The sequence below is a fragment of the Streptomyces sp. NPDC016459 genome (genome assembly GCF_040632845.1).
Taxonomy (GTDB): Bacteria; Actinomycetota; Actinomycetes; order Streptomycetales; family Streptomycetaceae; genus Streptomyces.
The window spans coordinates 456,333-480,230 of the sequence record NZ_JBEYCR010000002.1; the positions used below are offsets into that span (position 1 = coordinate 456,333).

General features: G+C 70.8%; 27 protein-coding genes. 18 read left to right on the forward strand and 9 right to left on the reverse strand.

Features of this window, described 5'->3' with window-relative positions; translation table 11 throughout:
- Nucleotides 1-6: 6 nt before the first annotated feature.
- The 10 genes from ABZ567_RS07770 (at nt 7) to ABZ567_RS07815 (ending at nt 7,573) form a co-directional block, all read left to right on the forward strand.
- Nucleotides 7-1,290, forward strand: coding sequence for a P-loop NTPase (locus ABZ567_RS07770; RefSeq protein ID WP_360785735.1), 1,284 nt, complete (start codon nt 7-9; stop codon nt 1,288-1,290).
- Nucleotides 1,291-1,293: 3 nt separating this feature from the next.
- Nucleotides 1,294-1,668, forward strand: a complete 375-nt coding sequence (locus ABZ567_RS07775; protein WP_360785737.1) for a TadE/TadG family type IV pilus assembly protein — start codon at nt 1,294-1,296, stop codon at nt 1,666-1,668.
- A complete protein-coding gene (locus ABZ567_RS07780) occupies nt 1,665-2,054 on the forward strand; it encodes a TadE/TadG family type IV pilus assembly protein (RefSeq protein ID WP_360785738.1) in 390 nt (129 codons plus the stop codon). The genes ABZ567_RS07775 and ABZ567_RS07780 overlap by 4 nt, the downstream gene beginning before the upstream one ends.
- Entirely contained in the window at nt 2,051-3,397 is a 1,347-nt protein-coding gene (locus tag ABZ567_RS07785; protein WP_360785740.1) for a CpaF family protein, read from the forward strand. Before ABZ567_RS07780 ends, ABZ567_RS07785 begins: the two co-directional genes overlap by 4 nt.
- Before the next feature lie 40 nt (nt 3,398-3,437).
- Nucleotides 3,438-4,379 carry a type II secretion system F family protein gene (locus ABZ567_RS07790; protein ID WP_360785742.1) on the forward strand — a complete coding sequence of 314 codons (942 nt, stop codon included), beginning with the start codon at nt 3,438-3,440 and terminating at the stop codon, nt 4,377-4,379.
- Nucleotides 4,380-4,394: 15 nt separating this feature from the next.
- Nucleotides 4,395-5,282 (forward strand): DUF5936 domain-containing protein, encoded by an 888-nt coding sequence (locus ABZ567_RS07795; RefSeq protein WP_360785744.1) that lies wholly within the window; start codon nt 4,395-4,397, stop codon nt 5,280-5,282.
- A gap of 239 nt (nt 5,283-5,521) precedes the next feature.
- Nucleotides 5,522-5,716 carry a Flp family type IVb pilin gene (locus tag ABZ567_RS07800; RefSeq protein ID WP_360786506.1) on the forward strand — a complete coding sequence of 65 codons (195 nt, stop codon included), beginning with the start codon at nt 5,522-5,524 and terminating at the stop codon, nt 5,714-5,716.
- An 8-nt stretch (nt 5,717-5,724) separates the two neighbouring features.
- The gene (locus ABZ567_RS07805) at nt 5,725-6,342 is read left to right on the forward strand and encodes a pilus assembly protein TadG-related protein (RefSeq protein ID WP_360785746.1); all 618 of its coding nucleotides are present in this window, start codon (nt 5,725-5,727) and stop codon (nt 6,340-6,342) included.
- Nucleotides 6,343-6,406: 64 nt separating this feature from the next.
- A complete protein-coding gene (locus ABZ567_RS07810) occupies nt 6,407-6,955 on the forward strand; it encodes a hypothetical protein (RefSeq protein ID WP_360785747.1) in 549 nt (182 codons plus the stop codon).
- Nucleotides 6,956-6,964: 9 nt separating this feature from the next.
- Nucleotides 6,965-7,573 carry an OmpA family protein gene (locus ABZ567_RS07815; protein ID WP_360785749.1) on the forward strand — a complete coding sequence of 203 codons (609 nt, stop codon included), beginning with the start codon at nt 6,965-6,967 and terminating at the stop codon, nt 7,571-7,573.
- Nucleotides 7,574-7,626: 53 nt separating this feature from the next.
- Here ABZ567_RS07815 and ABZ567_RS07820 read toward each other — a convergent pair whose 3' ends face one another.
- Nucleotides 7,627-8,055, reverse strand: coding sequence for a DNA-binding protein (locus tag ABZ567_RS07820; protein WP_360785751.1), 429 nt, complete (start codon nt 8,053-8,055; stop codon nt 7,627-7,629).
- Complete coding sequence (locus ABZ567_RS07825) at nt 8,031-8,360, reverse strand: hypothetical protein (protein WP_360785753.1); 330 nt, start codon at nt 8,358-8,360, stop codon at nt 8,031-8,033. The genes ABZ567_RS07820 and ABZ567_RS07825 overlap by 25 nt, the downstream gene beginning before the upstream one ends.
- Nucleotides 8,361-8,566: 206 nt before the next feature.
- Here ABZ567_RS07825 and ABZ567_RS07830 point away from each other — a divergent pair, with 206 nt between their 5' ends.
- Both ABZ567_RS07830 and ABZ567_RS07835 read left to right on the forward strand, forming a co-directional pair.
- The gene (locus tag ABZ567_RS07830) at nt 8,567-8,965 is read left to right on the forward strand and encodes a hypothetical protein (RefSeq protein ID WP_360785755.1); all 399 of its coding nucleotides are present in this window, start codon (nt 8,567-8,569) and stop codon (nt 8,963-8,965) included.
- Between the two features lie 30 nt (nt 8,966-8,995).
- Nucleotides 8,996-10,114: a glycosyltransferase family 39 protein gene (locus ABZ567_RS07835; protein WP_360785756.1), complete on the forward strand. Its 1,119-nt coding sequence runs from the start codon at nt 8,996-8,998 to the stop codon at nt 10,112-10,114.
- Here ABZ567_RS07835 and ABZ567_RS07840 read toward each other — a convergent pair.
- A complete protein-coding gene (locus ABZ567_RS07840; RefSeq protein WP_360785758.1) occupies nt 10,086-10,457 on the reverse strand; it encodes a DUF192 domain-containing protein in 372 nt (123 codons plus the stop codon). The genes ABZ567_RS07835 and ABZ567_RS07840 overlap by 29 nt on opposite strands.
- Nucleotides 10,458-10,498: 41 nt before the next feature.
- On the opposite strand from ABZ567_RS07840, the gene ABZ567_RS07845 reads away from it, so the two are divergent.
- Nucleotides 10,499-11,236 (forward strand): A24 family peptidase, encoded by a 738-nt coding sequence (locus tag ABZ567_RS07845; RefSeq protein ID WP_360785760.1) that lies wholly within the window; start codon nt 10,499-10,501, stop codon nt 11,234-11,236.
- 276 nt (nt 11,237-11,512) lie between these two features.
- Here the strand turns inward: ABZ567_RS07845 and mgrA are convergent, their stop codons facing one another.
- Complete coding sequence (gene mgrA, locus ABZ567_RS07850; protein ID WP_360785761.1) at nt 11,513-12,550, reverse strand: L-glyceraldehyde 3-phosphate reductase; 1,038 nt, start codon at nt 12,548-12,550, stop codon at nt 11,513-11,515.
- A 127-nt stretch (nt 12,551-12,677) separates the two neighbouring features.
- On the opposite strand from mgrA, the gene ABZ567_RS07855 reads away from it, so the two are divergent.
- The 4 genes from ABZ567_RS07855 (at nt 12,678) to ABZ567_RS07870 (ending at nt 17,731) form a co-directional block, all read left to right on the forward strand.
- The gene (locus ABZ567_RS07855; RefSeq protein WP_360785763.1) at nt 12,678-13,439 is read left to right on the forward strand and encodes an isoprenyl transferase; all 762 of its coding nucleotides are present in this window, start codon (nt 12,678-12,680) and stop codon (nt 13,437-13,439) included.
- A gap of 307 nt (nt 13,440-13,746) precedes the next feature.
- A complete protein-coding gene (locus ABZ567_RS07860; RefSeq protein ID WP_360785765.1) occupies nt 13,747-15,072 on the forward strand; it encodes a PhoH family protein in 1,326 nt (441 codons plus the stop codon).
- 378 nt (nt 15,073-15,450) lie between these two features.
- The gene (locus ABZ567_RS07865; RefSeq protein WP_360785767.1) at nt 15,451-16,164 is read left to right on the forward strand and encodes a transglycosylase SLT domain-containing protein; all 714 of its coding nucleotides are present in this window, start codon (nt 15,451-15,453) and stop codon (nt 16,162-16,164) included.
- Nucleotides 16,165-16,300: 136 nt separating this feature from the next.
- Nucleotides 16,301-17,731 carry an AI-2E family transporter gene (locus tag ABZ567_RS07870; RefSeq protein ID WP_360785769.1) on the forward strand — a complete coding sequence of 477 codons (1,431 nt, stop codon included), beginning with the start codon at nt 16,301-16,303 and terminating at the stop codon, nt 17,729-17,731.
- 227 nt (nt 17,732-17,958) lie between these two features.
- Here the strand turns inward: ABZ567_RS07870 and ABZ567_RS07875 are convergent, their stop codons facing one another.
- The gene (locus ABZ567_RS07875; protein ID WP_360785770.1) at nt 17,959-18,492 is read right to left on the reverse strand and encodes an alkyl hydroperoxide reductase; all 534 of its coding nucleotides are present in this window, start codon (nt 18,490-18,492) and stop codon (nt 17,959-17,961) included.
- Between the two features lie 6 nt (nt 18,493-18,498).
- Nucleotides 18,499-19,053 (reverse strand): peroxiredoxin, encoded by a 555-nt coding sequence (locus tag ABZ567_RS07880; protein ID WP_360785772.1) that lies wholly within the window; start codon nt 19,051-19,053, stop codon nt 18,499-18,501.
- A 133-nt stretch (nt 19,054-19,186) separates the two neighbouring features.
- On the opposite strand from ABZ567_RS07880, the gene ABZ567_RS07885 reads away from it, so the two are divergent.
- Nucleotides 19,187-20,161 (forward strand): LysR substrate-binding domain-containing protein, encoded by a 975-nt coding sequence (locus ABZ567_RS07885; RefSeq protein ID WP_360785774.1) that lies wholly within the window; start codon nt 19,187-19,189, stop codon nt 20,159-20,161.
- Between the two features lie 149 nt (nt 20,162-20,310).
- Here the strand turns inward: ABZ567_RS07885 and ABZ567_RS07890 are convergent, their stop codons facing one another.
- Genes ABZ567_RS07890 through ABZ567_RS07900 form a run of 3 tightly spaced genes read right to left on the reverse strand, consistent with a single transcriptional unit; the run spans nt 20,311 to nt 23,884 of the window.
- Entirely contained in the window at nt 20,311-22,683 is a 2,373-nt protein-coding gene (locus ABZ567_RS07890; protein WP_360785776.1) for an FtsX-like permease family protein, read from the reverse strand.
- Nucleotides 22,680-23,363 (reverse strand): ABC transporter ATP-binding protein, encoded by a 684-nt coding sequence (locus ABZ567_RS07895; protein WP_360785778.1) that lies wholly within the window; start codon nt 23,361-23,363, stop codon nt 22,680-22,682. The genes ABZ567_RS07890 and ABZ567_RS07895 overlap by 4 nt, the downstream gene beginning before the upstream one ends.
- Nucleotides 23,360-23,884, reverse strand: a complete 525-nt coding sequence (locus tag ABZ567_RS07900) for a PadR family transcriptional regulator (RefSeq protein ID WP_360785780.1) — start codon at nt 23,882-23,884, stop codon at nt 23,360-23,362. Before ABZ567_RS07900 ends, ABZ567_RS07895 begins: the two co-directional genes overlap by 4 nt.
- Between the last annotated feature and the right edge of the window lie 14 nt (nt 23,885-23,898).

The window sequence follows — 23,898 nt, forward strand, 5'->3', positions numbered from 1 at the left end:
GCCGGTATGACCACCAGGATCCTGCCGGCCGTCGGGGACCCCGACGCGGCCCGGTCGGTCACCACCCTGATCGGCCAGCTCCCCGACGCCGAACCCGCCCCGCCGGTCACCGACTCCACCCAGCTCCTCGACACCCTCGCCCGCCTCGCCGCCGCCTCCCTCGACGAACTCCCCGAGGTCGTCCTCGTCCACGAGCGGATCGGCCCCGTCCCCGCGCTCGAACTCGTCCGCGAGGTCGCCCTCCGCTTCCCCGCCGTCGGCGTCGTCCTCATCACCGCCGACGCCAGCCCCGTCCTCTTCTCCGCCGCCATGGACTCCGGCGCCCGAGGCCTCGTCACCCTCCCCCTCGGATACGAGGAGCTCGCCAGCCGCGTCCAGGCCGCCGCCCAGTGGTCCGCCGGCGTCCGCCGCCACCTCGGCGCCGGAGCCGAGCAGGTCACCGGCCCCGGCGGCACCGTCGTCACCGTCAGCGGCGCCAAGGGCGGCGTCGGCACCACCGTCACCGCCGTCCACCTCGCCCTCGCGGCCCGTGCCTCCGGCCGTACCGTCGCCCTCGTCGACATGGACCTCCAGAGCGGCGACATCGCCTCCTACCTCGACGTCCAGTTCCGGCGCTCCGTCGCCGACCTCGCCGCCATCACCGACATCTCGCCGCGGGTCCTCCAGGACGCCGTGTACGTCCACGAGACCGGCCTCTCGCTGCTCCTCGCCCCCGCGGAGGGCGAACGCGGCGAAGAGGTCACCGACCGCGCCGCCCGTCAGGTCGTCAGCGCCCTGCGCGGCCGGCACGAGGTCGTCGTCGTCGACTGCGGCTCCCAGCTCACCGGCGCCGGTGCCGCCGTCATCGAGATGGCCGACACCGCCCTGCTCGTCGCCACCCCCGACGTCGTCGCCGTCCGGGCCGCCAAACGGACCGTACGCATGTGGGAACGGCTCCAGGTCCGCAAGGCCGAGGAGACCGTCACCGTGGTCAACCGCCACCACCGCACGAGCGAGATCCAGCCACCCCTCGTCCAGAAGATCACCGGCACCCGGATCGCGGGCGTCGCCGTCCCCGCCCACTTCAAGGAACTCCAGGCCGTCGTCGACGCCGGCCGGCTCCACGAACTCGACGCCAAGTCGACGGTCAAGCAGGCGCTGTGGACCCTCGCGGGCGAGCTGGGCCTGGTCGGGGCCCCGGCGGCCGCGGGCCCCGGGAAGCCCGGGAAACCGGGCAAGCCCGGCAAGCAGCTCGCCCGCGCCGGTGACCGGGGCTCGCTCGGGCTGCGGCGCCGTACCGGAGGACGCTGAGGGATGCGTGGCTACCGGGACGCGCGCACGGACGACAGGGGGCAGGTGGCCGTCGAGTTCCTCGGCATGGTGCCGATCATCCTGCTCACCCTCGTCCTGCTCTGGCAGATCGTCCTGGTCGGCTACACGTACACCCTGGCGGGGAACGCGGCGGACGAGGCGGCGCGGGCAGCTGCGGTCGGCGACGACTGCGGCGAGGCCGCGATGCGGCACCTGGACGGGCCATGGAGGAGCGGCGCCGACCCGGTCTGCTCCGAGGGCGGCGGCATGGTGACCGCGGTGGTGACGATCCGGGTCCCCGTCCTCGTCCCCGGCGTGGGCGGCCTCTTCGACGTCAAGGGCAAGGCGGGCGCGATCTCGGAGGTCCCGACACCATGAGCGGACAACCGCGCACGAGGCCGCGTGACCGGGGCCAGGCCGCCATCGAGTACCTCGGGTTCCTCCCGATCCTGCTCCTCGTCGGCCTCGCGGGTCTGCAGCTCGGCGTCGCCGCGTACGCCGCCCAGCAGGCGGGCTCGGGGGCCCGCGCGGCGGCGAGGGCCGCGAGCATGGACGAGGACGAGGACGGGAACGCGCCCGACGCCCGGTCGGCCGGCTTCGCCGCCGCCGAGTGGGCCACCGACGTCGTCATCGCCCGCGAAGGGGGCGCGGCCGTCGCCACCGTCACCGTACGCGTCCCCTCGGTCGTCCCCTTCTGGGACTTCGACCCCGTGACGAAGACCGCCACCATGCCGATGCCACTGGACCAGGAGGAGGGGCCGTGAGCCTGCGTTCCCGCATCAACGCCCCCGAGGAGCACGGCGGGAGCGCGGCCGCCCGGGAGGACGGCCACCTCGTCGCCTCCTTCCGCGCCAAGCTCCTGGAGGAGATCGACCTCACCGAGATGTCCGCGCTGGCGGCGGCCGAGCGCCGGGCCCGTCTGGAGCGCGTCCTCGGGCACATCATCAGTCGCGAGGGCCCGGTCCTCTCCACCGCCGAACGCGCCCAGCTGATCCGCCGTGTCGTCGACGAGGCCCTCGGGCTCGGCGTACTCGAACCGCTCCTCGAAGACGCCTCCATCACCGAGATCATGGTCAACGGCCCCGACCAGATCTTCATCGAGCGAAACGGCCGCGTCGAACTGCTGCCGCTCCGCTTCGCCTCCCACGACCAGCTGATGCAGACCATCGAGCGGATCGTGTCCACGGTCAACCGGCGCGTCGACGAGTCGAACCCCATGGTCGACGCCCGGCTCCCCTCCGGCGAGCGCGTCAACGTCATCATCCCGCCGCTCTCCCTCACCGGCGCCACCCTCACCATCCGCCGCTTCCCCCGCGCGTACACGCTGCACGAGATGCTCGGCCTCGGCTCCCTCGACGAGCAGATGTTGCTCCTGCTGTCGGGGCTCGTCCAGGCGAAGTTCAACCTGATCGTCTCCGGCGCCACCGGCACCGGGAAGACGACCCTCCTCAACGCCCTCTCCGGTCTCGTCCCGGACGGCGAGCGGATCATCACCATCGAGGACTCGGCGGAACTCCAGCTCCAGCAGTCCCACGTGATCCGTCTGGAGGCGCGCCCGCCCAATATCGAGGGCCGCGGAGCCATTTCCATCCGCGACCTCGTCCGCAACTCCCTGCGCATGCGTCCCGACCGGATCATCGTCGGAGAGGTACGCGGCGGGGAGACCCTCGACATGCTCCAGGCGATGTCCACCGGCCACGACGGCTCCCTCGCCACCGTCCACGCCAACTCCGCCGAGGACGCCCTCATGCGCCTCCAGACCCTCGCCTCGATGTCCGAGGTGAAGGTGCCGTTCGAGGCGCTGCGCGACCAGATCAACAGCGCCGTCGACGTCCTCGTCCAGCTCACCCGGCACCCCGACGGCACCCGCCGAATCACTGAGATCGCCGTCCTCGCCTCCCACGGGCGCGAACGCTTCCTGCTCGCGACGGTGTGCCGCTTCCACGCCCAGCCGCTCGCCGCCGACGGAAGGGTGTACGGGCAGTTCACGTACCACCCCCTGCCCCGACGGGTCGCCGAACGCCTCTACCTGGCCGGTCAGCCGATCCCGCAGGCCTTCGGTGTGGCGGCGACCGACGCCCACCTGGCCACCCGAGAGGCGGAGTGACGATGACCGGCGGCCAGCTCGCCACCCGGGAGACGGAGCGATGACCGACCCCTTCTGGCTGACCACGGGCGTGACACTGCTCGCCTGCGTCCTCGGCATCATCGGCGTCCAGGTGTACGCCAGCGGCGCCCGCCGACACGCGGAGCTGGTCGCCCGCCTCGACGAGTCCGGCACCCCCGACACCACCGGCCGCCGCAGACGCCGCTTCCGGGCCGTCGACCGGCGTGTCCGGCGGACCGCCCTCGGTCGCAGACTGGAACTGCGGATCGCGGCCACAGGTCTCGACGTCACCCCCGGCGAGTTCACCGTCGGCCTCGCCGCGACCGTGGCCGTCCTGTGGGTCGTCGGCCAGGCCGCGCTGTCCCCGTTCTTCGGACCGATCTGCGGACTCCTCGGCGTGTGGGTGGCGATGGGCTTCCTCAGCTGGCAGCGCCAGAAACGCATCGAGAAGTTCATCAACCAACTCCCCGAGCTGTCCCGCATCCTGGCCAACGCCACCCAGGCCGGGCTCGCCCTCCGGATGGCCCTCAGCCTGGCCGCCGACGAACTGGAGGCCCCCGCCGGAGTCGAACTGGAGAAGGTGGCCCAGCAACTGGCCGTCGGCACCTCCCTCGACGACGCACTCGGCGAACTCGCCGAACGCCTGCCCTCCCGCGAACTCGTCGTCCTCGTCACCACCCTCGTCCTCGCCAACCGGGCCGGCGGAACCGTCGTCTCCTCCCTGCGGAACCTCACCGAGACCCTGGAGGAACGCAAGGAGACCCGGCGCGAGGTCCGCACCCAGCTCTCCCAGGTGAGCATGACCGCGTACTCCGTGCCCGTCATCGGCGTCGGCTCGCTGCTGCTCATCGACAACATGCAGCCCGGCGCCCTCGACCGGATGACCAGCTCGGGCGTCGGACAGTTCGCCGTCGTCGCCGCCTTCGCCCTGTACGTGGTCGGCTTCGTCGCCATCCGCCGCTTCTCCAAGATCGACGTGTAGGGACGGACTGCCACCGTGGACCTCCTCCTCGCCCTCGTCGCAGGGCTCGCCGTAGCCGGGATGGCGTACGGCGTCCGCCTCTACCGCGCGGACGCCAAGCTCCCCGACGACCTCAAGCTAGCCCTGGAGGTCGGCGCGACCCGTACCGGAGCCGTCGACTCGGCGGTCGACCGTCTGGGCATGCGCTGGTCCCCGGCGGTGCTCCGGCTGATGGGCCCCAAACGGGTCAACGCCGTCCGCCGCCGCATCGACCTCGCGGGAAACCCCGGGGGCCTCACCATCGACCGGTACGGGGCGCGGCGGGCGGTCTACGGCTTCCTGGGCGTCCTCGGCGGCCTGCTGATGCTGTCGAAGGGGTCGTTCCTGGTCGCGCTGCTCCTGTTCGCCTTCGGCGCGTTCTGGACGGAGGTCGGCATCTGGTCGGCGGTCCGCATCCGCAAGGACCAGATCGAACGCACGCTGCCGGACTTCCTGGACGTCCTCGCCGTCGTCGTCTCGGCCGGCCTCGGCTTCCGCCAGGCCCTCGAACGCGTCGCCGAGAAGTACGAGGGCCCCTGGTCCGACGAGCTCCGCATCACCCTGCGCCAGATGGACATGGGCGTCAGCCGCCGCCAGGCCTTCGACGAACTGCGCCGCCGCAACGACTCCGAACAGGTCGCCCAGTTCGTCACCGCCCTCCAGCAGGGTGAGGAACTCGGCGCGCCCATCGTCGACACGCTGATCCAGATCGCCAACGACATGCGCCGCACCGACGCCCAGAACGCCCGCCGCAAGGCCGCGAAGGCCGTCCCGAAGGCCACGATGGTGATCACGACGCTGATGGTCCCGGCGACGATGATCCTGCTCGGCGCGGGCCTGTTCCTGGGCACGGGCACGGACTTCGGGTCGGTGACGGGCGAGTGAGCGTGCGGGATGACAAATTCGGGGGAAAGGCCTTCGCGCGCGCAACAGGATGTGCCACAGTGCGGACTGAGTGTGAGGGAGGTGGAGGAGTGACGCACACGAGCACGACGAGCCGCGACAGCGGCCGAAGCGCCCCCCACGCACCCACCGAGGCCATAGCCTCCCGGCAGGGCACCAGGCCCACCCGATGACCCAAGCGCCGACGTCCGAACGCGGAGGGGACCACGATGAACGACGCGATGCTGAAGGCCCTGACCAAGGCCAAGATCGTACTGACCCCCGACCCGAGGCCGAGGGACCGCGGGCAGACGGCGGTGGAGTATCTGGGGATCATTGTGGTGGTGGTGGCGATTGTGGTGGCGATCACGGGGACGGATATCGGCAACTCGATCAAGGACGCAATCACGCGGAAGATTGCCGATCTGACGAGGTAGGCCAATGTGTGAGGCGCGATGAGGGGCAGGCGTTCCCCATCTACGTCGCGGTCGTGGCCGGACTGCTCTTCCTTGCCTTCGCCTATTTCGCCGTCGGGCAAGCTGCTTTCACGCGAAACAGCGCTCAGACTGCGGCGGACGCGGCGGCTCTGGCTGCGGCACAAGATGCGAGGGAGCAGCTACGCGACGGGTGGCTCGAAGTGATCCTCACTCCTGACCAGTGGGCCGGATTTCTGGATGGAGAGGCGTACGTGGGCCTCTTAGCTTGCGACAGCGCGGCGGACTTCGCGTCCCGCAACAGCGCAGCGTTGGCGGGTCCGGGTTGCGAGCCACTGTCCTCGGGTGACAACGGATTCAGAGTGACGGTGCGTACGACGGGCGGAGAGTCGAATCCCGCCATGGCGTCCGCCGAGGCGGTCATCGAGCCTCGTTGCATATTCGTAGAGCAAGAGCCCACGTCAGAGCCGTCGACCTCACCACCATCTCCTTCACCGTCAGATGAGCCCGAAGAGGAACCCGGTCCGATTCTCGGACTGTCCTGCGGTGGTGAACCGTGGGAAATCGACCCTGACGATGCCAGACTCCCGAGCGCCAGCGAACTGTTCACCATTCGACTGTCCGAATGACCTCCGACGACCAAAGGAAGAGCGGTACATGAACGTGCGGTACGCATGGAATCGCCGGGGGGCGGTGGCCGTCGTCGCCGTTGCGTCGGTTGCACTCCTCATGGCCGGCTGCGGTGCCGACGAGAAGTCCGGGTCGGATAAGTCCGCGCCAACGGCTACTGCTCCTGTGCCGAGTGAGTCCACCGCAGAGCGGTCGCCCGGAGGCGAGGATCCCGCGCAGACACTGGCTGTCCTCAGGGGGCAAGAGGGGCTTGAGCTAGCCATCACGCAGGCTACGCGCGACGACGGCGGCTTCCTGACAGTGAAGGGGACGTTGAAGAACACCAGCTCGGGGTCTGCAGTGCTCTCGGGTCAAGTGAGGGGAAATGAAACCGAGGTGATCAAGCACGGCAACTCCTTGGGCGGTGCCACTCTCGTGGATTCGGTCGCCAAGAAGCGGTACTACGTGCTGAGGGATACGGACGGTCGGCCGATCACAACCACGGGCCTGAGCATCCTTCCCGCAGGGGAGACTGCCGCCGTCTTCATGCAATTCCCCGCCCCGCCCACCTCCACCACCGAAGTCTCCTTCCAGCTCCCCACCTTCGAACCCGCCACACTCAAACTCTCCTGAGGCGACGCCATGACGACGACCTACCGCCGCCTCGCCGCACTCGCCATCGTCTCCATCGCGCTGGGGCCCCTCACCATGCCCACCGCCCACGCCGACGATCCCCCCGGGTCCGCCGCCAGCGCAGAACCGCCCCCCGCGATCGACCCCACCGCGGCCGGGCTCATGCTTCCCGACGGTGCCACCCTCGCGGCCGCCAAGGTGCTCGACATCAAGCAGATCGTCGAGGAGGAGGGCGGGCAGCAGCGGCGGCAGGACACCAACGTGGACGTGACGTTCGCGCTGCAGGCCGAGGTGCTGTTCCCGAAGGACAGCGCCAAGTTGAGTCCCGCCGCCACCTCCCGTATCGCAGCCATCGGCGCCGAGGTCAACAGGCTCGGTTCCGGGCGCGTCCGGGTCTTCGGGTTCACCGACAATCTCGGGACGTACGAGCACGGGCTCAAGCTCTCCAAGCAGCGTGCCCTCGCCGTGCAGCAGGTCCTCGCCCGGAGTCTCGACCCCGGCACGAACTTCGACATCCGGGGCTACAGCGAGGACTACCCGATCGCCGACAACGGCTCCGAGGAGGGCCGGAAGAAGAACCGGCGTGTCGAGATCTCCTTCCCCCGCACCACGAACTGACGCCGCGCACAGCCGTCGGGCCGGTCCACGATTCCCTCGCGGACCGGCCCGGTTTATGTCTCGCCTCGGACGCCCTCGATGTGCGCTCTGTCTCCGCAGAGCTTGACCATGTCGTCGACATCCGACGTGAGAATGATCCGGGGGCCGTGATAGCTCAAGGCCGTGGCGGCAACCACGGCATCAGTGGCGTACTTGTGGCCGTGCAGGTTCGCGTTGCGCAACAGGTCGATCGCGCTCCAGGTCAGCGCCTCGCTGACCGCTAGTACTTCGAGCCGTGACACGTACCAGCGGAAGCGGGCCATCGGGATCCTCGCGTGCCACGCCTCGATGAGTGTCAGGTCGCTCACCGCCACGAGGAGGTCCTTGGCTTGGGCCGCCTTGATGAAGGCAGTGACCTGAGGGTCGGCGTTCACAGCCTTCGACAGGCCCTCACTGTCGAGCAGCAGGATTCCGTGGCTCAACTGGCCGTTCGACCGGGCCACGTCCCGTCTCCCTGGCTGCTCTCGGCGTCGGCCTCTGTCACGGCGAGAGCTTCGGCCGCCATGATCGCCTCGATGGGGCGATCCTGCATGGCCTGAGGAATCGGACCGGTCTCCCGCTCACTCGCCTGCACCAGTTCGTCCAGCAGGTCACGCTGTATCTGCCGCTCTACGGCCGCGCTGATGTATGCCGAGAAGCCACGCGACCCGACGCGTGCCTTCACGGCCGCGATCCGCCCGGCCGGCATGGAGACGCTTGCCTTCTGGGCGGGGCCCTCGTCCGAGCTGTACTCCGGGAGAGTGTCCATGGGGCAAGAGTGGCAAACAAGGTAGCAATCACGCTGTCGAACGCCGGTCGGCCCGCCCCTGGCGAGGATTGCCGGCTCGCACATACGCTCAACGATCCACGGAAGAGCGACACTTCGCATCCCCTGTGGAAAACCTCCCGAAAACGGTCGCCAGGAAAATGCAAAGACGGGGGGACAGTTGGGCTGGGCGGGAGCACTCTGGACGGATGACGACGACGTCGAGCGGGATGCCGGGCGGGGTGCCGGGCCAGACACCGGGTGTGCAGTTGGTCTGTGATCTCGTCAGCCGGATCCCCGAGTTCCGGGACGTGTACGACAATCACGTCCTCCATCAGGGCGGCGTGCTGCCGCACGTGTTCTTCTGGGACGTGGTGCAGAGCACCGTCCGTTCTTTCCTCGGCGAGGCCCCCGGCGCCGCCGACTGGCGTCGCATCCTCGCCTTCCTGGAGGAGCAGAGCTGTCGGGGTGTCCTCGGTGTCGACGAGGTCATCGTGACGTCGTTCCTCAACGACCTGCCCTCTCCGCAGGAACCCGGCCACGCCATTGTCCGCCAGCTCGGTCCCGTCATGGCCGCGAGGTTCGGCCGTATAAGGCCCCTCGGCTGACCCTTTTCCCGCCTCGGGACAATCGGACGCATGTCCGAGTTCCGTCCCAGTAGCCCCATCCGTCCCACCCACCCCATAGTCCTCGCCGCCGGCGGGTACCTCGCCACCCGTCTCATCGGCCTCCTCGTCCTCGCCGTCGCCGCCGCCGCGACCGGCGAGGACGGGCTCCACCGGCTCAAAGGGCGCTGGGACTCCGTCTGGTACGTGCGGATCGCCGAGCACGGTTACGGGTACGAGACCACGCTGCCGAACGGCGACGTCCACTCCGACCTCGCCTTCTTCCCGCTCCTCCCGGCCCTGGAGCGCGGCCTCTCCACCGTCCTCCCCGTGGACGCGGCCACCGCCGGCCTGCTGGTCTCCTGGACCGCCGGGCTCCTCGCCGCCTGGGGCGTGTACCGGTGCGGCGCGCACGCCTTCGGGACCCGTGCCGGTGTCGTGCTCGCCGTCCTCTGGGGTGTGTACCCGACCGCGTTCGTCCAGTCGATGGCGTACACGGAGACGCTGTTCACCGCCCTCGCCGCCTGGTCCCTGTACGCGGTCCTGCGCGGCCGCTGGATCCTGGCCGGCGTCCTGTGCACGGCCGCCGGGCTCTCCCGGCCGACGGCCGCCGCGCTGATCGCCGCCCTCGGGGTCACGGCCTTCCTCATGCTCGTAAGGAACCGCCGGCTGCCCCTGCGGACGGTGGCCGGGGTTCTCATCGCCCCCCTCGGCTGGGTCGGCTACATCGTGTACGTCGGTGTCCGACAGGGCAGTCCCACCGCCTACTTCGAGGTTCAGGCCGCCTGGGGCAACTCCATCGACGGCGGTGTCGCCCTCGCCCGGTTCATCATCGGCCTGCCGTGGCCCGCCGCCCTCGGGCTCTGCGCGGCGCTCGCCCTGCTCGGCGGGCTCGTCGCGCTGTGCATACGGCAGCGTCAGCCGTTGCCGCTCCTCGTCTACACGATCGGGGTCGTGTTCGTCTCGCTCGTCGGCGCCGCGTACTTCGGTTCAAGGCCCCGGCTCATGATGCCTGCCTTCGGGCTGCTGCTCCCGCCCGCCGTCGCCCTGGCGCGGGCCAGGGCCCGTACCGTCGTTCCGGTCCTCGCCGGGCTCGCGCCGGCCTCCGCCGTGTACGGGGCCTTCACCCTGCTCGGTTCGGGTCCGCCGTGAGGTGGACGGAGACCCGCCCCCCCGGCCCAAGCCCCCACCCCGCCATCGCCCCCGCCTCCGCCTCCAGGACGTGGCGGCCGCGCGGTCTGACCATGCCGAGGCGGCCCGGCCGCATCGTGACCACGGACAGGACCCTGAACGAGCGGTCGAGGTAGGCCACGTCGATAGGGAACCGCATGCCGAAGGTGTGCACGCTGTTCGTCCGGACGATGAGCAGCGCCCCCGCGATCCCGTCCCGCCCGAGCAGCCCCCGCCGCCGCGCCCGGTACGAGGCCGCGACCTCCAGCGGTACCGCCACACCCGACGCCGTCAGCGTCCCCCGCCCGTCCCGCCATTTCCCCATGCGCCAGACCGTAGCCGCCCCGCGACCCTAGGGTCTTCTCCGTGTACGTCACGCTGATCGCCCTCGCCGCCCTCTGGGGCGCCGTCGTCGGCCTGCTCGTGCCGCGGGCCGCGTACCGGCTCGCCGTGGCGTCCGACGAGCCGTGGCGGGACCGCTGTCCCGCCGGGCACGTGCTCGTGGGGCCCGCGCGCGGGTGGCTCGGCGGGCCCGGCCGGCGGGACTGCGCGACGACAGCCGCCCCGCTCACCGCGCCGCTGCTCACCGCCCTGGCCTGCGCCGCGCTCGCCGCGGCGACCGGCGGGCCCCGGCCCGAGCTGCTGGTCTGGCTGCTCGGCGCGCCCTTCGCCGTGCTCCTCGCCAGCGTCGACGCGCGCGTGCACCGGCTCCCGGACGGGGTGACCCTGCCGCTCGCCGCCGCCGTCCCGGTGCTCCTCGGTGCCGCCGAGCTGCTCCCGTACGACGCGGGCTCCTGGCTCCACGCCCTGCTCGGCGCGCTCGTCCTCGGCGGTGCCTATCTGGTGCTCTTCCTGATCAACCCGAGCGGTCTCGGCTTCGGGGACGTCAAGCTGGCACTGCCGCTGGGCGCCGCGCTCGGCTGGTACGGCTGGGGTGTCCTCTTCGCCGGTGCCTTCGCGGGCTTCCTGCTCGGCGCGGTGTACGGCCTCGGGCTCGTCCTGCTGCGGCGGGCCGGCCGCTCATCGGCGATCCCCTTCGGGCCCTTCATGCTCGCGGGAGGTCTCCTGGGCCTGCTCCTCGGGGCCTTCACCGCGCTTCCCTGAGAGCACCGGCCCGGGGTCTCTCCGCGTCAACGCGACCCCGTCCCGCCGGTCCCTCGTGGGAGGGACGGAAGTCCGCCGCCACGCCGGGGCGCAAACCCGCCACGGGGCCCACAGCCCTTGTGCCGACTGGGATCCGACGAATTCCGGGAGGTTCGTACGGCGTACGTGGCGCGCAACACGACTATCGAAGGGTTATGGTGGAAACCCCCCCTCGGGCCGGTCCGTATCCCCCCCACGGACCGGCCCGTTTTTTCTTTCTCCGTCCCGTCGGGTGACTCAGCCCCGACCGGCCCAGATGTTCGTCCCCCGGGTGTCCACGGCGAACGAGTCGATCTCCACCAGCTCCTCGTCGGACAGCGGCGCACCCGCGAGCGCGGCCACGTTCTCCTCCAGCTGGGCGACGCTCGACGCGCCGATCAGCGCCGAGGTCATCCGCTCGTCGCGCAGGACCCACGAGAGCGCCAGCTGCGCCAGGGACTGCCCGCGCCGCGCCGCGATGTCCGCGAGCCCGTGCAGGCGCCGCAGCACCTCGTCGGAGAGCAGGTTCGGGTCGAGGGACTTGCCCTGGGTGGCCCGCGAGCCCTCCGGGATGCCCTTCAGGTACTTGTTGGTGAGCAGCCCCTGCGCCAGCGGAACGAAGGAGATGCAGCCCATGCCGGCCTCCTCCAGGGTGTCGAGGAGGCCGTCCTCCTCGGTCCAGCGGTTGATCATGGAGTACGAGGGCTGGTGGATGAGCGCGGGGACGCCCATCTCCCGCAGGATCCGCGCGGCCTCGGCGGTCTGCTCGCTGGTGTAGGAGGAGACACCGACGTACAGCGCCTTGCCCTGGTGGACGGCGGAGGCGAGGGCCCCCATCGTCTCCTCCAGGGGGGTGTGCGGGTCGAAGCGGTGCGAGTAGAAGATGTCGACGTACTCCAGGCCCATCCGCTTCAGGGAGGCGTCGAGCGAGGACAGCAGGTACTTGCGGGAGCCCCACTCGCCGTACGGGCCGGGGTGCATCTCGTAGCCGGCCTTCGTGGAGATGATCAGCTCGTCCCGGTACGGCGCGAAGTCCTGGGCGAAGAGCTTGCCGAAGTTCAGCTCGGCGGAGCCGGGCGGCGGCCCGTAGTTGTTCGCCAGGTCGAAGTGGGTGACGCCGAGGTCGAAGGCGCGGCGCAGGATCGCCCGCTGGGTGTCGAGCGCGCGGTCGTCGCCGAAGTTGTGCCAGAGGCCGAGCGAGACGGCCGGGAGCTTGAGGCCACTGCGGCCCGAACGGCGGTACTCCATGGCGTCGTAGCGGTCCGCGGAGGCGCGGTACAGGGGGGAATCAGTCACGTATCTCTGCTTATCACGGACTTGTGACAGTCCCGGACTGGGAGCCTGTCGCCCGTGCGCAGTACTGTGGCGGCTTGCGGACCGCCGTTGCAGGGCGGACCGCCGCTGCACGGAGGGGTAAAGAACGGTGAACCTGCGCGACCTGGTGTACGGGCTCTACGCACGCCGGGTGGAAGGCCGCCTCGACCATGATCAGGTCCCCAAGCACATCGGGGTCATCCTCGACGGGAACCGCCGCTGGGCCAAGGCGTCCGGCGGGACCCCCGAGCAGGGGCACAAGGCCGGCGCGGACAAGATCCAGGAGCTGCTCGGCTGGTGCGCCGAGACCGACGTCGAGGTCGTCACGCTCTGGATGCTCTCCACGGACAACCTGAACCGGCCCGAGGAGCAGCTCGTACCGCTGCTCGGCATCATCGAGAACGCCGTGCGGGCGCTGGCCGCCGACGGCCGCTGGCGGGTCAACCACGTCGGCACGATGGACCTGCTGCCCTCCCGGACGCAGTCCGTCCTGAAGGAGGCCGAGCAGTCCACCCACGGCAACACGGGGATACTCGTGAACGTGGCGGTGGGCTACGGCGGCCGGCAGGAGATCGCGGACGCGGTCCGTTCGCTGCTCCTGGAGCACGCGGAGCGGGGGACGAGCTTCGAGGAGCTCGCCGAGATCGTGGACGTCGAGCACATCTCGGAGCACCTGTACACGCGGGGTCAGCCCGATCCGGACCTGGTGATCCGCACCAGCGGCGAGCAGCGTCTCTCCGGCTTCATGCTGTGGCAGAGCGCCCATTCGGAGTACTACTTCTGCGAGGTGCACTGGCCGGCCTTCCGCAAGGTCGACTTCCTGCGGGCGCTGCGTGACTACGCCGCCCGGCACCGGCGTTACGGGACCTGAGGCCGGGCGCCTTCGGAGCGCCCCGGACCCGGTCGTCACCGATCACCTCGTGTTCATGAACACGTCGTCATATGCCGTGGCATGGCGAGGCCTGATCGAGGGCATATCCCTGGTGAAGTGAGCGGCACGGAGACCGCCACCCGGGAGGCCCCTTGCACCAGGACGACCGTGCGGGACACGTACGGGAGAAGCGGCGGGCCGTGGTTCGGCCCGCGCATGGTGGCCTGAACCCGGTCCCATTCCGCAGCGACACCGGTTCCGTCGCACCCCGACCTCACAGGGGTCTTCCGAGGGGGTCTGTCCTTCCGTGGTGACCAGCACGAAGCGCCGCCTTTCCGACCGGCGCACCTATGTTCTCGACACCAGCGTCCTGCTGGCCGACCCCAACGCCGTGTCGCGCTTCGAGGAGCACGAGGTGGTGCTCCCGATCGTCGTGGTGACGGAGCTGGAGGCCAAGCGGCACCATCCCGAGCTCGGGTACTTCGCCCGGCAGGCCCTGCGCCTCCTGGACGACTTCCGGGTCCGGTACGGGCGTCTGGACGCCCCGCTCCCCATCGGGGACCTGGGCGGCAGCCTGCGTGTCGAACTCAACCATTCCGACCCCGGCGTACTGCCCGCCGGCTACAGGTTGGGGGACAACGACTCACGGATCCTCGCGGTCGCGCGGAACCTGCAGGCCGAGGGGTACGACGTCACGGTCGTCTCCAAGGACCTGCCGCTGCGCATCAAGGCCTCATCGGTCGGGCTCCTCGCGGAGGAGTACCGCGCCGAGCTGGCCATCACGGACGCCAACGGCTGGACCGGTATGTCCGACCTGGCGCTCTCCGGGGAGCAGGTGGACCTCCTGTACGACCAGGAGTCGCTGTACGTGCCGGAGGCCGCCGAGCTGCCGGTCCACACGGGTCTGGTGCTCCAGTCCGAGCGGGGCAAGGCGCTCGGCCGGATCACCGCCGAGGGGAACGTACGGCTGGTCCGCGGCGACCGGGAGGCCTTCGGGCTCCGCGGCCGCAGCGCCGAACAGCGGATCGCGCTCGATCTGCTGCTCGACCCGGACGTCGGCATCATCTCGATGGGCGGCCGGGCCGGCACCGGCAAGTCCGCGCTCGCGCTCTGCGCGGGCCTGGAGGCGGTCCTGGAGCGCCGTCAGCACCAGAAGGTGATGGTCTTCCGTCCGCTGTACGCGGTCGGCGGCCAGGAGCTGGGATACCTGCCGGGCAGCGAGTCCGAGAAGATGAGCCCGTGGGCCCAGGCGGTCTTCGACACGCTGTCCTCGGTCGCGAGCCGTGAGGTGATCGAGGAGGTGCTCGGCCGCGGGATGCTGGAGGTCCTGCCGCTGACCCACATCCGGGGGCGTTCGCTCCACGACGCGTTCGTCATCGTGGACGAGGCCCAGTCCCTGGAGCGGAACGTCCTGTTGACCGTTCTGTCCCGTATCGGGGCGAATTCGCGGGTCGTTCTGACCCATGACGTCGCCCAGCGGGACAACCTGCGGGTCGGCCGGTACGACGGAGTCGTCGCCGTGATCGAGAAACTGAAGGGGCATCCGCTCTTCGCTCACGTCACCCTCACCCGCTCCGAGCGCTCCCAGATCGCGGCGCTCGTGACGGAGATGCTGGAGGACGGTCAGATCTGACCCTTTTCGTACCCTTCCGTGCACGTACGGAAGTTGGCGCCGCCCGGCAGAGCGCAGGAGCTTAGCCGGGCGGCGCCGCGCTGTCTCGCGCATCGTCGAAAACACCTGCCCCCACCGGGGTGTGAGCTTTCCCACGCAACACGGAATTGCCTTGCGGTGTCGCCGTCCGGCAGAGTCTTGCTTCCGTCAGGCCCCGCATACGGCACCCGTGCACCCTCTGGGCGCACAACCCCCGCACAACTCAACAGCCGTCCGCCGTATGCCGCCCACAGCACCACGGGCCCGTGTCTCCTGTGACCCCGTACGTCGGAGACCAGCGCCAGGGGCACGATTTCGCCCGTGTGGTCACGGATGCGGGCGATGCTGGAAGGAAACCGTGTGAGCCGGATCTCGGTCCGGGGATTCGCGGTGGCTTCGGCCACTGCGGTCACCACCGTCGGCGCCGTCATGGGCGTTGCGTCGGGTAACGCCGCTCAGCCCTCGGACGACAACTTCGAGGCCACCGCGGCCGACACCACGCTGCTCGCGGACATTCCCGTGGGCGAACAGGCCCAGGTACAGGTCTCGTCCCTCTCGGAGCAGGCCGACGTCCAGGCCGCCGCTGCCGACTCGGCCGCGAAGAAGTCCGCGGAGGAAGCGGCTCGTCTGCGCGCCGCCAAGGACGCCGAGGCGAAGAAGGAGGCGGCCGACAAGGCCGCCGCCGAGGAGAAGGCCGAGAAGGAGCGCAAGGAGGCGGAGGCCGAACGCGCCAGCCGCGCCTCGGTGCGCGACGCCTCGTCGTTCTCCGCCCAGGGCTCCTACTCCATCTCCGAGGTCAAGGCGATGGCCCGCCAGATGATCCCGGCCTCGCAGTTCCAGTGCTTCAGCAACATCGTGGACCACGAGTCCGGCTGGAACTACCGGGCGACCAACCCGTCTTCGGGCGCCTACGGCCTCATGCAGGCCCTGCCGGGCTACAAGATGCAGTCGGCCGGCTCCGACTGGCAGAGCAACCCCGCCACCCAGATCAAGTGGGGCCTCAGCTACATGGACGGCCGTTACGGCAGCCCCTGCGGCGCCTGGTCGTTCTGGCAGGCCAACCGCTGGTACTAGTACGGCGTGCTCAACCTCCGGGAGCCCCTCACCGTCCTACGGTGAGGGGCTCCTTGCGTGTAGGTTCGACAGGTTCCGAGGCCCATGGGCTCGTGGGGGAGCGAATGGGAAGACCAGCGGGGGGAAGAGGGAAGACATGCCGAGAGTGCCACAGTGGCTGGGCCGACTGGGCGAGGGCCTGAGCCGCATGGGCGAACGCCTCGACGAGCGCAGAGCCGAAGCCGACCGCGAGGACCAGCTCCACCCGCCGTACGAGGGACCGCGGCAGCGCCCGGCCGACCGTACCCACGGGAAAGCGGCGGCGCCCGCACGCCCCGACGGGGAACCGGACCCCGCGGAGACGGACGCCGGCGCGACCACCGAGCCGGACACCGTCCCCGCGCCCCCCTCGTACGCGCCGGCCGTCGCGGCCAACCCCGATCCCGTCGCCGCGATCCCCTGGGGCATGCGCGTCGCGGCGGAGGCGAGTTGGCGCCTCCTCGTCTTCGCGGGCACGCTCTGGGTGCTGATGAAGGTGATCAGCTCCGTCCAGCTGGTCGTCCTCGCCTTCGTCGCCGCCCTCCTCGTCACCGCGCTGCTCCAGCCGACCGTGTCCATGCTGCGCCGCAGGGGCCTGCCCCGCGCCCTCGCCACCGTCGTCACCGCCGTCTCCGGCTTCGTCGTGATGGGCCTGGTCGGCTGGTTCGTGGTCTGGCAGGTCATGGACAACATCGACAACCTGTCCGACCAGGTCAAGAACGGCATCGAGGAGCTCAAACTCGCGCTCCTCAACAGTCCCTTCCACGTGACCGAGCAGCAGATCAACGGCATCGCGCAGAACCTCAGCGACTCCGTCGGCTCCAACGCCGAACAGATCACCCAGGTCGGACTCCAGGGCGTCACCGTCGTCGTCGAGACGATGACCGGCATCCTGCTCGCCATGTTCTCCACGCTCTTCCTGCTCCATGACGGGAGGAAGGTGTGGGAGTGGACACTGAAGCTCGTCCCCGCCCAGGCCCGGCCGGGCGTCGCCGGCGCGGGCCCGCGCGCCTGGCGCACCCTCACCGCCTATGTGCGGGGCACGGTGATCGTCGCCCTCATCGACGCCGTTTTCATCGGCCTCGGTCTCTACTTCCTCGACGTGCCGATGGCCGTGCCGCTCGCCGTCTTCATCTTCCTGTTCGCCTTCATCCCGCTGGTCGGCGCGGTGATCTCCGGCGCCCTCGCCGTCGTCGTCGCCCTCGTCACCAACGGGCTCTTCACCTCCCTCATGGTGCTCGTCGTCGTCCTCGCCGTGCAGCAGATCGAGGGCCACGTGCTCCAGCCGTTCATCCTCGGACGCGCGGTACGGGTCCACCCGCTCGCCGTCGTCCTCGCGGTCGCGGCCGGCGGTCTGACCGCCGGCATCGGCGGCGCCGTCGTCGCGGTCCCGCTGGTCGCCGTCGCCAACACGGCGGTCGGCTACCTCCGCGCGTACAGCACGGAACAGGCGCTCCGCAGCGCGCGGGAGCCGCGCGGGGCGACCGCGTTCGAGGTGGCGCCGACGCCCGCGCCGGGGTCGGCGGCCGGCCCCGGGGACGGCGCGTGACATCGGAACCGAGCTGGCCGGCGGGGACGGGCTCGACGACCCCGAGGTCCCCACGAGGTGAACGGCGTGGTGATCGAGACCGGCCCGCTCGACCTCTCCGGGATCGACGTCCCCATGACCCAGGACGCCCCGGCGCTGATGGCGGCGCTCAAGAGGTGACCGCGCCGGAGTGACGGAAGGGCCCCGGGGCGGTGTGCCCCGGGGCCCTTCTCGTACGACGGTCACGCCTACTCGGCGAGGACCGCTTCCGCGTCGAGGGTGACGCCGACCGCCTGGATCACCGCAGCGATCTTCACGGCCTCCTGGATGGTGGTGCGCTCGACACCGGCCTGCCGCAGGACCTGCTCGTGCGAGTCCAGGCACTGACCGCAGCCGTTGATCGCGGAGACCGCCAGCGACCACAGCTCGAAGTCGACCTTGTCGACGCCCGGGTTGCCGATGACGTTCATCCGCAGACCGGCGCGCAGCGTCCCGTACTCGGGGTCCGACAGCAGGTGCCGGGTCCGGTAGAAGACGTTGTTCATCGCCATGATCGCGGCGGCGGACTTGGCGGCCTGGTACGCCTCGGGCTTCAGGTTGGCCTGGGCCTCGGGCTCAAGCTCCTTGAGGACCTTCGGCGAGCGCGAGGCGATCGCGCAGGCGAGGACGGTGCCCCAGAGCTGCTGCTGCGGCAGCTCGCTGTTGCCGATGACCGAACCGAGGTTCAGCTTCAGGTCCTTGGCGAAGTCCGGTATGGCGGACTTCAGTTCGTCGAGGGCCATGTCAGCTCACTCGCCCGACAGGAGGGAGGCGGCGTCGAGGGTGCCCTCGCCCTTGTTCCAGTTGCACGGGCACAGCTCGTCGGTCTGCAGGGCGTCGAGCACCCGCAGGACCTCCTTGGGGTTACGGCCGACGGAGCCGGCGGTCACCATGGTGAACTGGATCTCGTTGTTCGGGTCCACGATGAAGACGGCGCGCTGGGCGAAGCCGTCCGCGCCCTCGACGCCGCAGTCGCGCATGAGCTCGTGCTTCGAGTCGGCCAGCATCGGGAAGGGCAGGTCACGCAGGTCGGCGTGGTCCTTGCGCCAGGCGTGGTGCACGAACTCCGAGTCGCCGGAGACGCCGAGGATCTGGGCGTCGCGGTCCGCGAACTCGTCGTTGAGCTTGCCGAAGGCGGCGATCTCGGTGGGGCAGACGAAGGTGAAGTCCTTCGGCCAGAAGAACACCACGCGCCACTTGCCCTCGTAGGACTTGTGGTCGATCTGCTCGAACTCCTTGCCGCTCTCCAGCGACACGCAGGCGGTCAGGTCGTAGGCGGGGAACTTGTCACCGACAGTGAGCACGCGCACTCCTTGCAAACAGGAAGGGTCCCTTTTGGGGTCTTCCGTGGGGGTTGGACGAGATCACAGCATGGCACGGAGTGCATTGATCAGTGAAATAGCTAGAGTGGGTCGTGTTGATCGAAGGTGGTTATCAGTGGCATCCCCGTACAGCTCCCCACACGGCCCGTTCCGAGGCAAACAGCCGAGCCTCTCGCAGCTCAGGGCGTTCGCGGCGGTCGCCGAGCATCTGCACTTCCGCGACGCGGCGGCCGCCATCGGCATGAGCCAGCCCGCGCTCTCGGGCGCGGTTTCGGCTCTCGAAGAGGCACTCGGTGTCCAGCTCCTCGAGCGTACGACGAGAAAGGTGCTGCTCTCACCCGCGGGTGAGCGGCTCGCGGCCCGCACCCGGGCGGTCCTCGACGCGGTCGCCGAGCTGATGGAGGAGGCGGAGGCGGCCCAGGCGCCGTTCACCGGGGTGCTGCGGCTCGGCGTGATCCCGACGGTCGCCCCCTATCTGCTGCCGACCGTCCTGCGCCTGGTGCACCGCCGCTATCCGGACCTCGACCTCCAGGTGCACGAGGAGCAGACCTCCTCGCTCCTGGAGGGACTCGCGGCCGGACGGCTCGACCTGCTGCTGCTCGCCGTGCCGCTCGGCGTGCCCGGTGTCACCGAACTCCCGCTCTTCGACGAGGACTTCGTCCTGGTCACCCCGGAGGGGCATCCGCTGGCCGGACGGGACGACATCCCGCGCGAGGCCTTGAAGGAGCTGCGGCTGCTGCTCCTCGACGAGGGCCACTGCCTGCGCGACCAGGCCCTCGACATCTGCCGGGAGGCCGGGCGCACGGACGGCGCCGAGGTCACGACCACCGCCGCCGGACTCACCACGCTCGTCCAGCTGGTGGCCGGCGGTCTCGGGGTGACCCTGCTGCCGCACACCGCCGTCACGGTCGAGACCGCCCGTAACAACGCCCTGTGGACCGGGCTCTTCGCCGAACCGGCCCCGTCCCGGCGGGTCGCCCTCGCCATGCGGGCGGGCGCGGCCCGGCACGCCGAGTTCGAGGAGCTGGCCGAGGCCCTGCGGGGCGCGATGAAGGGCCTTCCGGTACGGGTCCTCGGCGCACGTATCTGATCCGGGGTGCCGGGTGCCGGGTGCCGGGTGCCCGGTGCCGGGTGCCGGGCGTTGAGGCCTGATGCGGGTGCCGAGTGCCGGGCGCCTGTTCCTGAGACCCCCCGGTCCCAGGAACCGGCGCCCGGGTCCTCGTACCTGCGTCCGGAGGGTTACTCCGTGCGCAGGCCGTCCGCCCGCATCAGCCGCCACAGGACGGGCATGCTCAGCAGCGTCACGGTGGCGATCAGCGCGAGCCCGATCCCGGCGACGGGCAGGAAGACCCACCAGTCCTGGACCCGCTGGCCGCCCAGCTTCAGGAGGACGACCCCGAGGCCGAGGCCGCCCGCCACGGCGAGGACGAGCCCGAGGGCGATCGGCACCGCCGTCTGCCACAGCACCGACCAGCTCAGGGTGGAGCGCCGGGTGCCGAAGGCGACGAGCGAGGACAGCAGGCGTTTGCGGTCCCTGAGCTGTTCCAGGGTCGCGACCAGGAGCGAGGCCGCCACCAGGAGCATCGTCAGGGTGGAGCCGACCAGGATGCCGGTGCGGACGCTGGAGAACGCCGAGTCCCGCTGGGTGTCCTTCAGGGTGCGGACCCAGGACGTCGGATCGATGGCCGCCGCCGTGTTCCGTACGTGTTCGGCGGCGTCCGGCACGGCCGGGTCGAGCCGGACCATGGCCTGCGCGTCGGGCGCGTCCAGCAGGGCGGCGTCGATCGCCGACGGCGTCGCGAGGACACCGTACTCGTACATGCCGGTGGGTGCGGGGCGGGAGTCCACGATCCGGGCGTCGGCGGGGATGCGCCACTGCGGCAGCGGGGCGCCCTCGGGCCGCTGCGGCTCGCTCGGGTGCGGGTGCGGGTCGCGCAGGACGACCGTGGTGCCGGGCCGGGCGGTCCTGGTGACCCACTCGTCGGGCGGGTTGCCCTGGGCGCCGTGCGCCAGGAAGACGAAGACGTCGCCGTCCGCGCAGGAGGGCAGCGTGGCGTACTCCTTCAGGGAGGCGCAGTCGCCGACCCTGATCGAGGCCGTGGGGGCGAACTCCTCGCCTCCCTTGAGGGGGCCGGGCCGCCACACGTGTGACTCGACGGTCCCGATCACCGCTCTGACGCCCTCGGTCCGCTCGAACCGGGCGATCATCGCGCGGGCCTCGTCGGCGGTCCTGGCGTCGGTGCCGATCGCGAGCTGGGCGCGGGACGAGTCCTCGCCCGTGAGCGCGGTGAAGTCGTTCTCCATCGCCTGGAAGAGCATTTGGAGGGCGATCGCGCCGGTTGCGGTGACGACGATGCCGCTGACGGCCCGGGCGGCCGTGCCGCTGCTCAGCTGGAGCCTGCGGACGGCGAGCTGCCAGGCCACCGGGCCCCCGTGGAGCCGCTTCACGCAGGCCTCGACGAGCCACGGCAGCAGCGTGGTCAGGCCGATCAGGGCGAGGGTGGTGCCGGTCGCGACGCCCACGGTGTCGATGCTCGTCCCGGTCACCCGCACCTCGCCCATGAGCGGGACGAGCAGGGCCGCGCCCGCCGCGAGGAGCAGCAGCCGCCACCACAGCCGGCGGCGGCGCGGGATGGAGGCCTTGACGACGCCGAGCGGTTCGATCGCCACCCCGCGCAGCGCGAAGAGGGCGACGACGACCGAGGAGACCGGAACGGTGACGAGGACGAGCACGGCGAGCGCGGGCATCGGCACGACGTCGGACGGGAAGGCGTTGACGTCCCAGATGGTGAAGGCGCCGGCGAACTGCCGGGCCACCGCGAACAGTCCGAGGCCCACGAGGAGGCCGAGCAGCGCGCCCGCGAGGGACTCGCCGGCCGCGATCCGCCGGGTCATGGCGGTGTCCGCGCCCACGAGCCGGAGCGCCGCGAGCCGCCGGTCGCGCTGCTCGCCGCCGAAGCGGACGGCGGTCGCGACGAAGACGAGGACCGGGAGGAGCAGGACGACGCAGGCGACGACGACGAGCAGGACGAGGAACGCGTTCATCGGTTCCTCGGGTACGGACCAGCCGTAGCGGACGCCGCGCCCGTCGAAGTTTTCGGTGTCGAGGAAGTCGGCATGGGCGACGTACCGGAGTTCGGCCGGACCGATGAGCCCGGCCTCGCCGATCGTGCCGACGGCCCGGTAGGGGAGGCGTTCCTTGAGCAGGGCGCCCTCGGGGGAGTCGAGCAGTTCGCGGAGCGCGGGGGAGACCAGCATCTCGCCGCTCCGGGGGAACGCCGTGGCGCCCGGCGGGACCGGGGGTGCGTCGCCCTCGGGGCGCAGCAGCAGACCGCTGACGACGTCGTCCCGGTGGACGGTGGTCTGCCCGAGGTGGAGAAAGCTGTCCGGCCGGGGCGAGGTGACCTGCTCGCTGCCGTCGACGGCGCGGACGGACTCCCGTACCTCCCGCTGGAACAGCATGTTCGGCAGGGCGGCGGCGAGGAGCAGCAGGGCCACGCCGAAGCCGACGCCGGTCGCGGTCAGGAGGGTGCGCAGGAGGCCGGAGCGGCCGCCGGTGACCGCGAACCGGGCGCCGAGCGCCAGGTCGCGGGCCCAGGTGCGGAGGATCATGCGGCCCACTCCGCGTCCCGTACGGCCCCGTCGCGCACGACGATCTCGCGGTCGGAGTAGGCGGCGACGCGGGCTTCGTGGGTGACGAGGACGACGGCGGCGTCGGTGTCCCGCGAGGCGTCGGTGAGCAGGCGCATGACCCGCTCGCCGTTGAGGGAGTCGAGGGCGCCGGTCGGTTCGTCGGCGAAGATCACACGCGGTGCGGTGACGAGCGCGCGGGCGACGGCGACGCGTTGGCCCTGGCCGCCGGATATCTCGCCGGGGCGCTTGCCCGCAGTGTCGTCGACCTCGAGGCGGGCCAGCCAGTCGGCGGCCCTGGCCTCGGCCGTCCTCCGCTTCTCCCCGTTGAGGCGGAGCGGGAGGGCCACGTTCTCGACGCAGGTCAGTTCGGGGACGAGCCGGCCGAACTGGAAGACGAAGCCGAAGTCGGTGCGGCGCAGGGAGCTGCGGGCGGTGTCGGAGAGCGCGGTGAGCTCACGTCCGTCGTAGGTGACGGTGCCCGCGTCGGGGCGCACGATTCCGGCCAGGCAGTGCAGCAGGGTCGACTTGCCGGAGCCGGAGGGGCCCATGACGGCGACGACCTCGCCGGCCCGGAGGGAGAAGGACGCGCCCGCGAGCGCGGGGGTCGGCCCGTAGGTCTTGGTGAGGCCGGTGGCGTGGAGGAGCGGTGCGGAATTCATCGGCGGATCTCCTCGGCGAGCCGGTCGAGCCGGGCGGCGGTCAGTTCCAGCCAGCGGAGGTCGGCCTCCAGGTGGAAGAGGGCGTGGTCGCAGATGAGCTGGTCGGCGAGGTCGCCGTCCTTCTTGCGCCGGGTGAGCTCGCGCATCAGGCGCAGGTGCTCGGCGCGCTGGCTGTCGAGGAGCGCGGCGGCGCCGCGGCCGGTGAGCAGGGCCAGGACGACCTTGGTGTAGAGGGTGGACTGGAGGTACGGCTCCGGCTTCTCGGGCGTGGCGAGCCACTGGGCGACATCGGTGATGCCGGCCTCGGTGATGGCGTACCGCTTCCGCTCCGGGCCGCCGCCCGCCTCGACGCCGTCGACGACGACGAGGCCGTTCTTCAGGAGCCTGGACATGGTCGAGTAGACCTGGCCGTAGTGCAGCGGCCGGTCGTGGCCGAACTTCTCGTCGAAGGCGCGCTTGAGGTCGTAGCCGTGGCGCGGGCCGGACTCCAGGAGTCCCAGAAGGGTGTGACCGATGGACATGTGCATCACTGTAC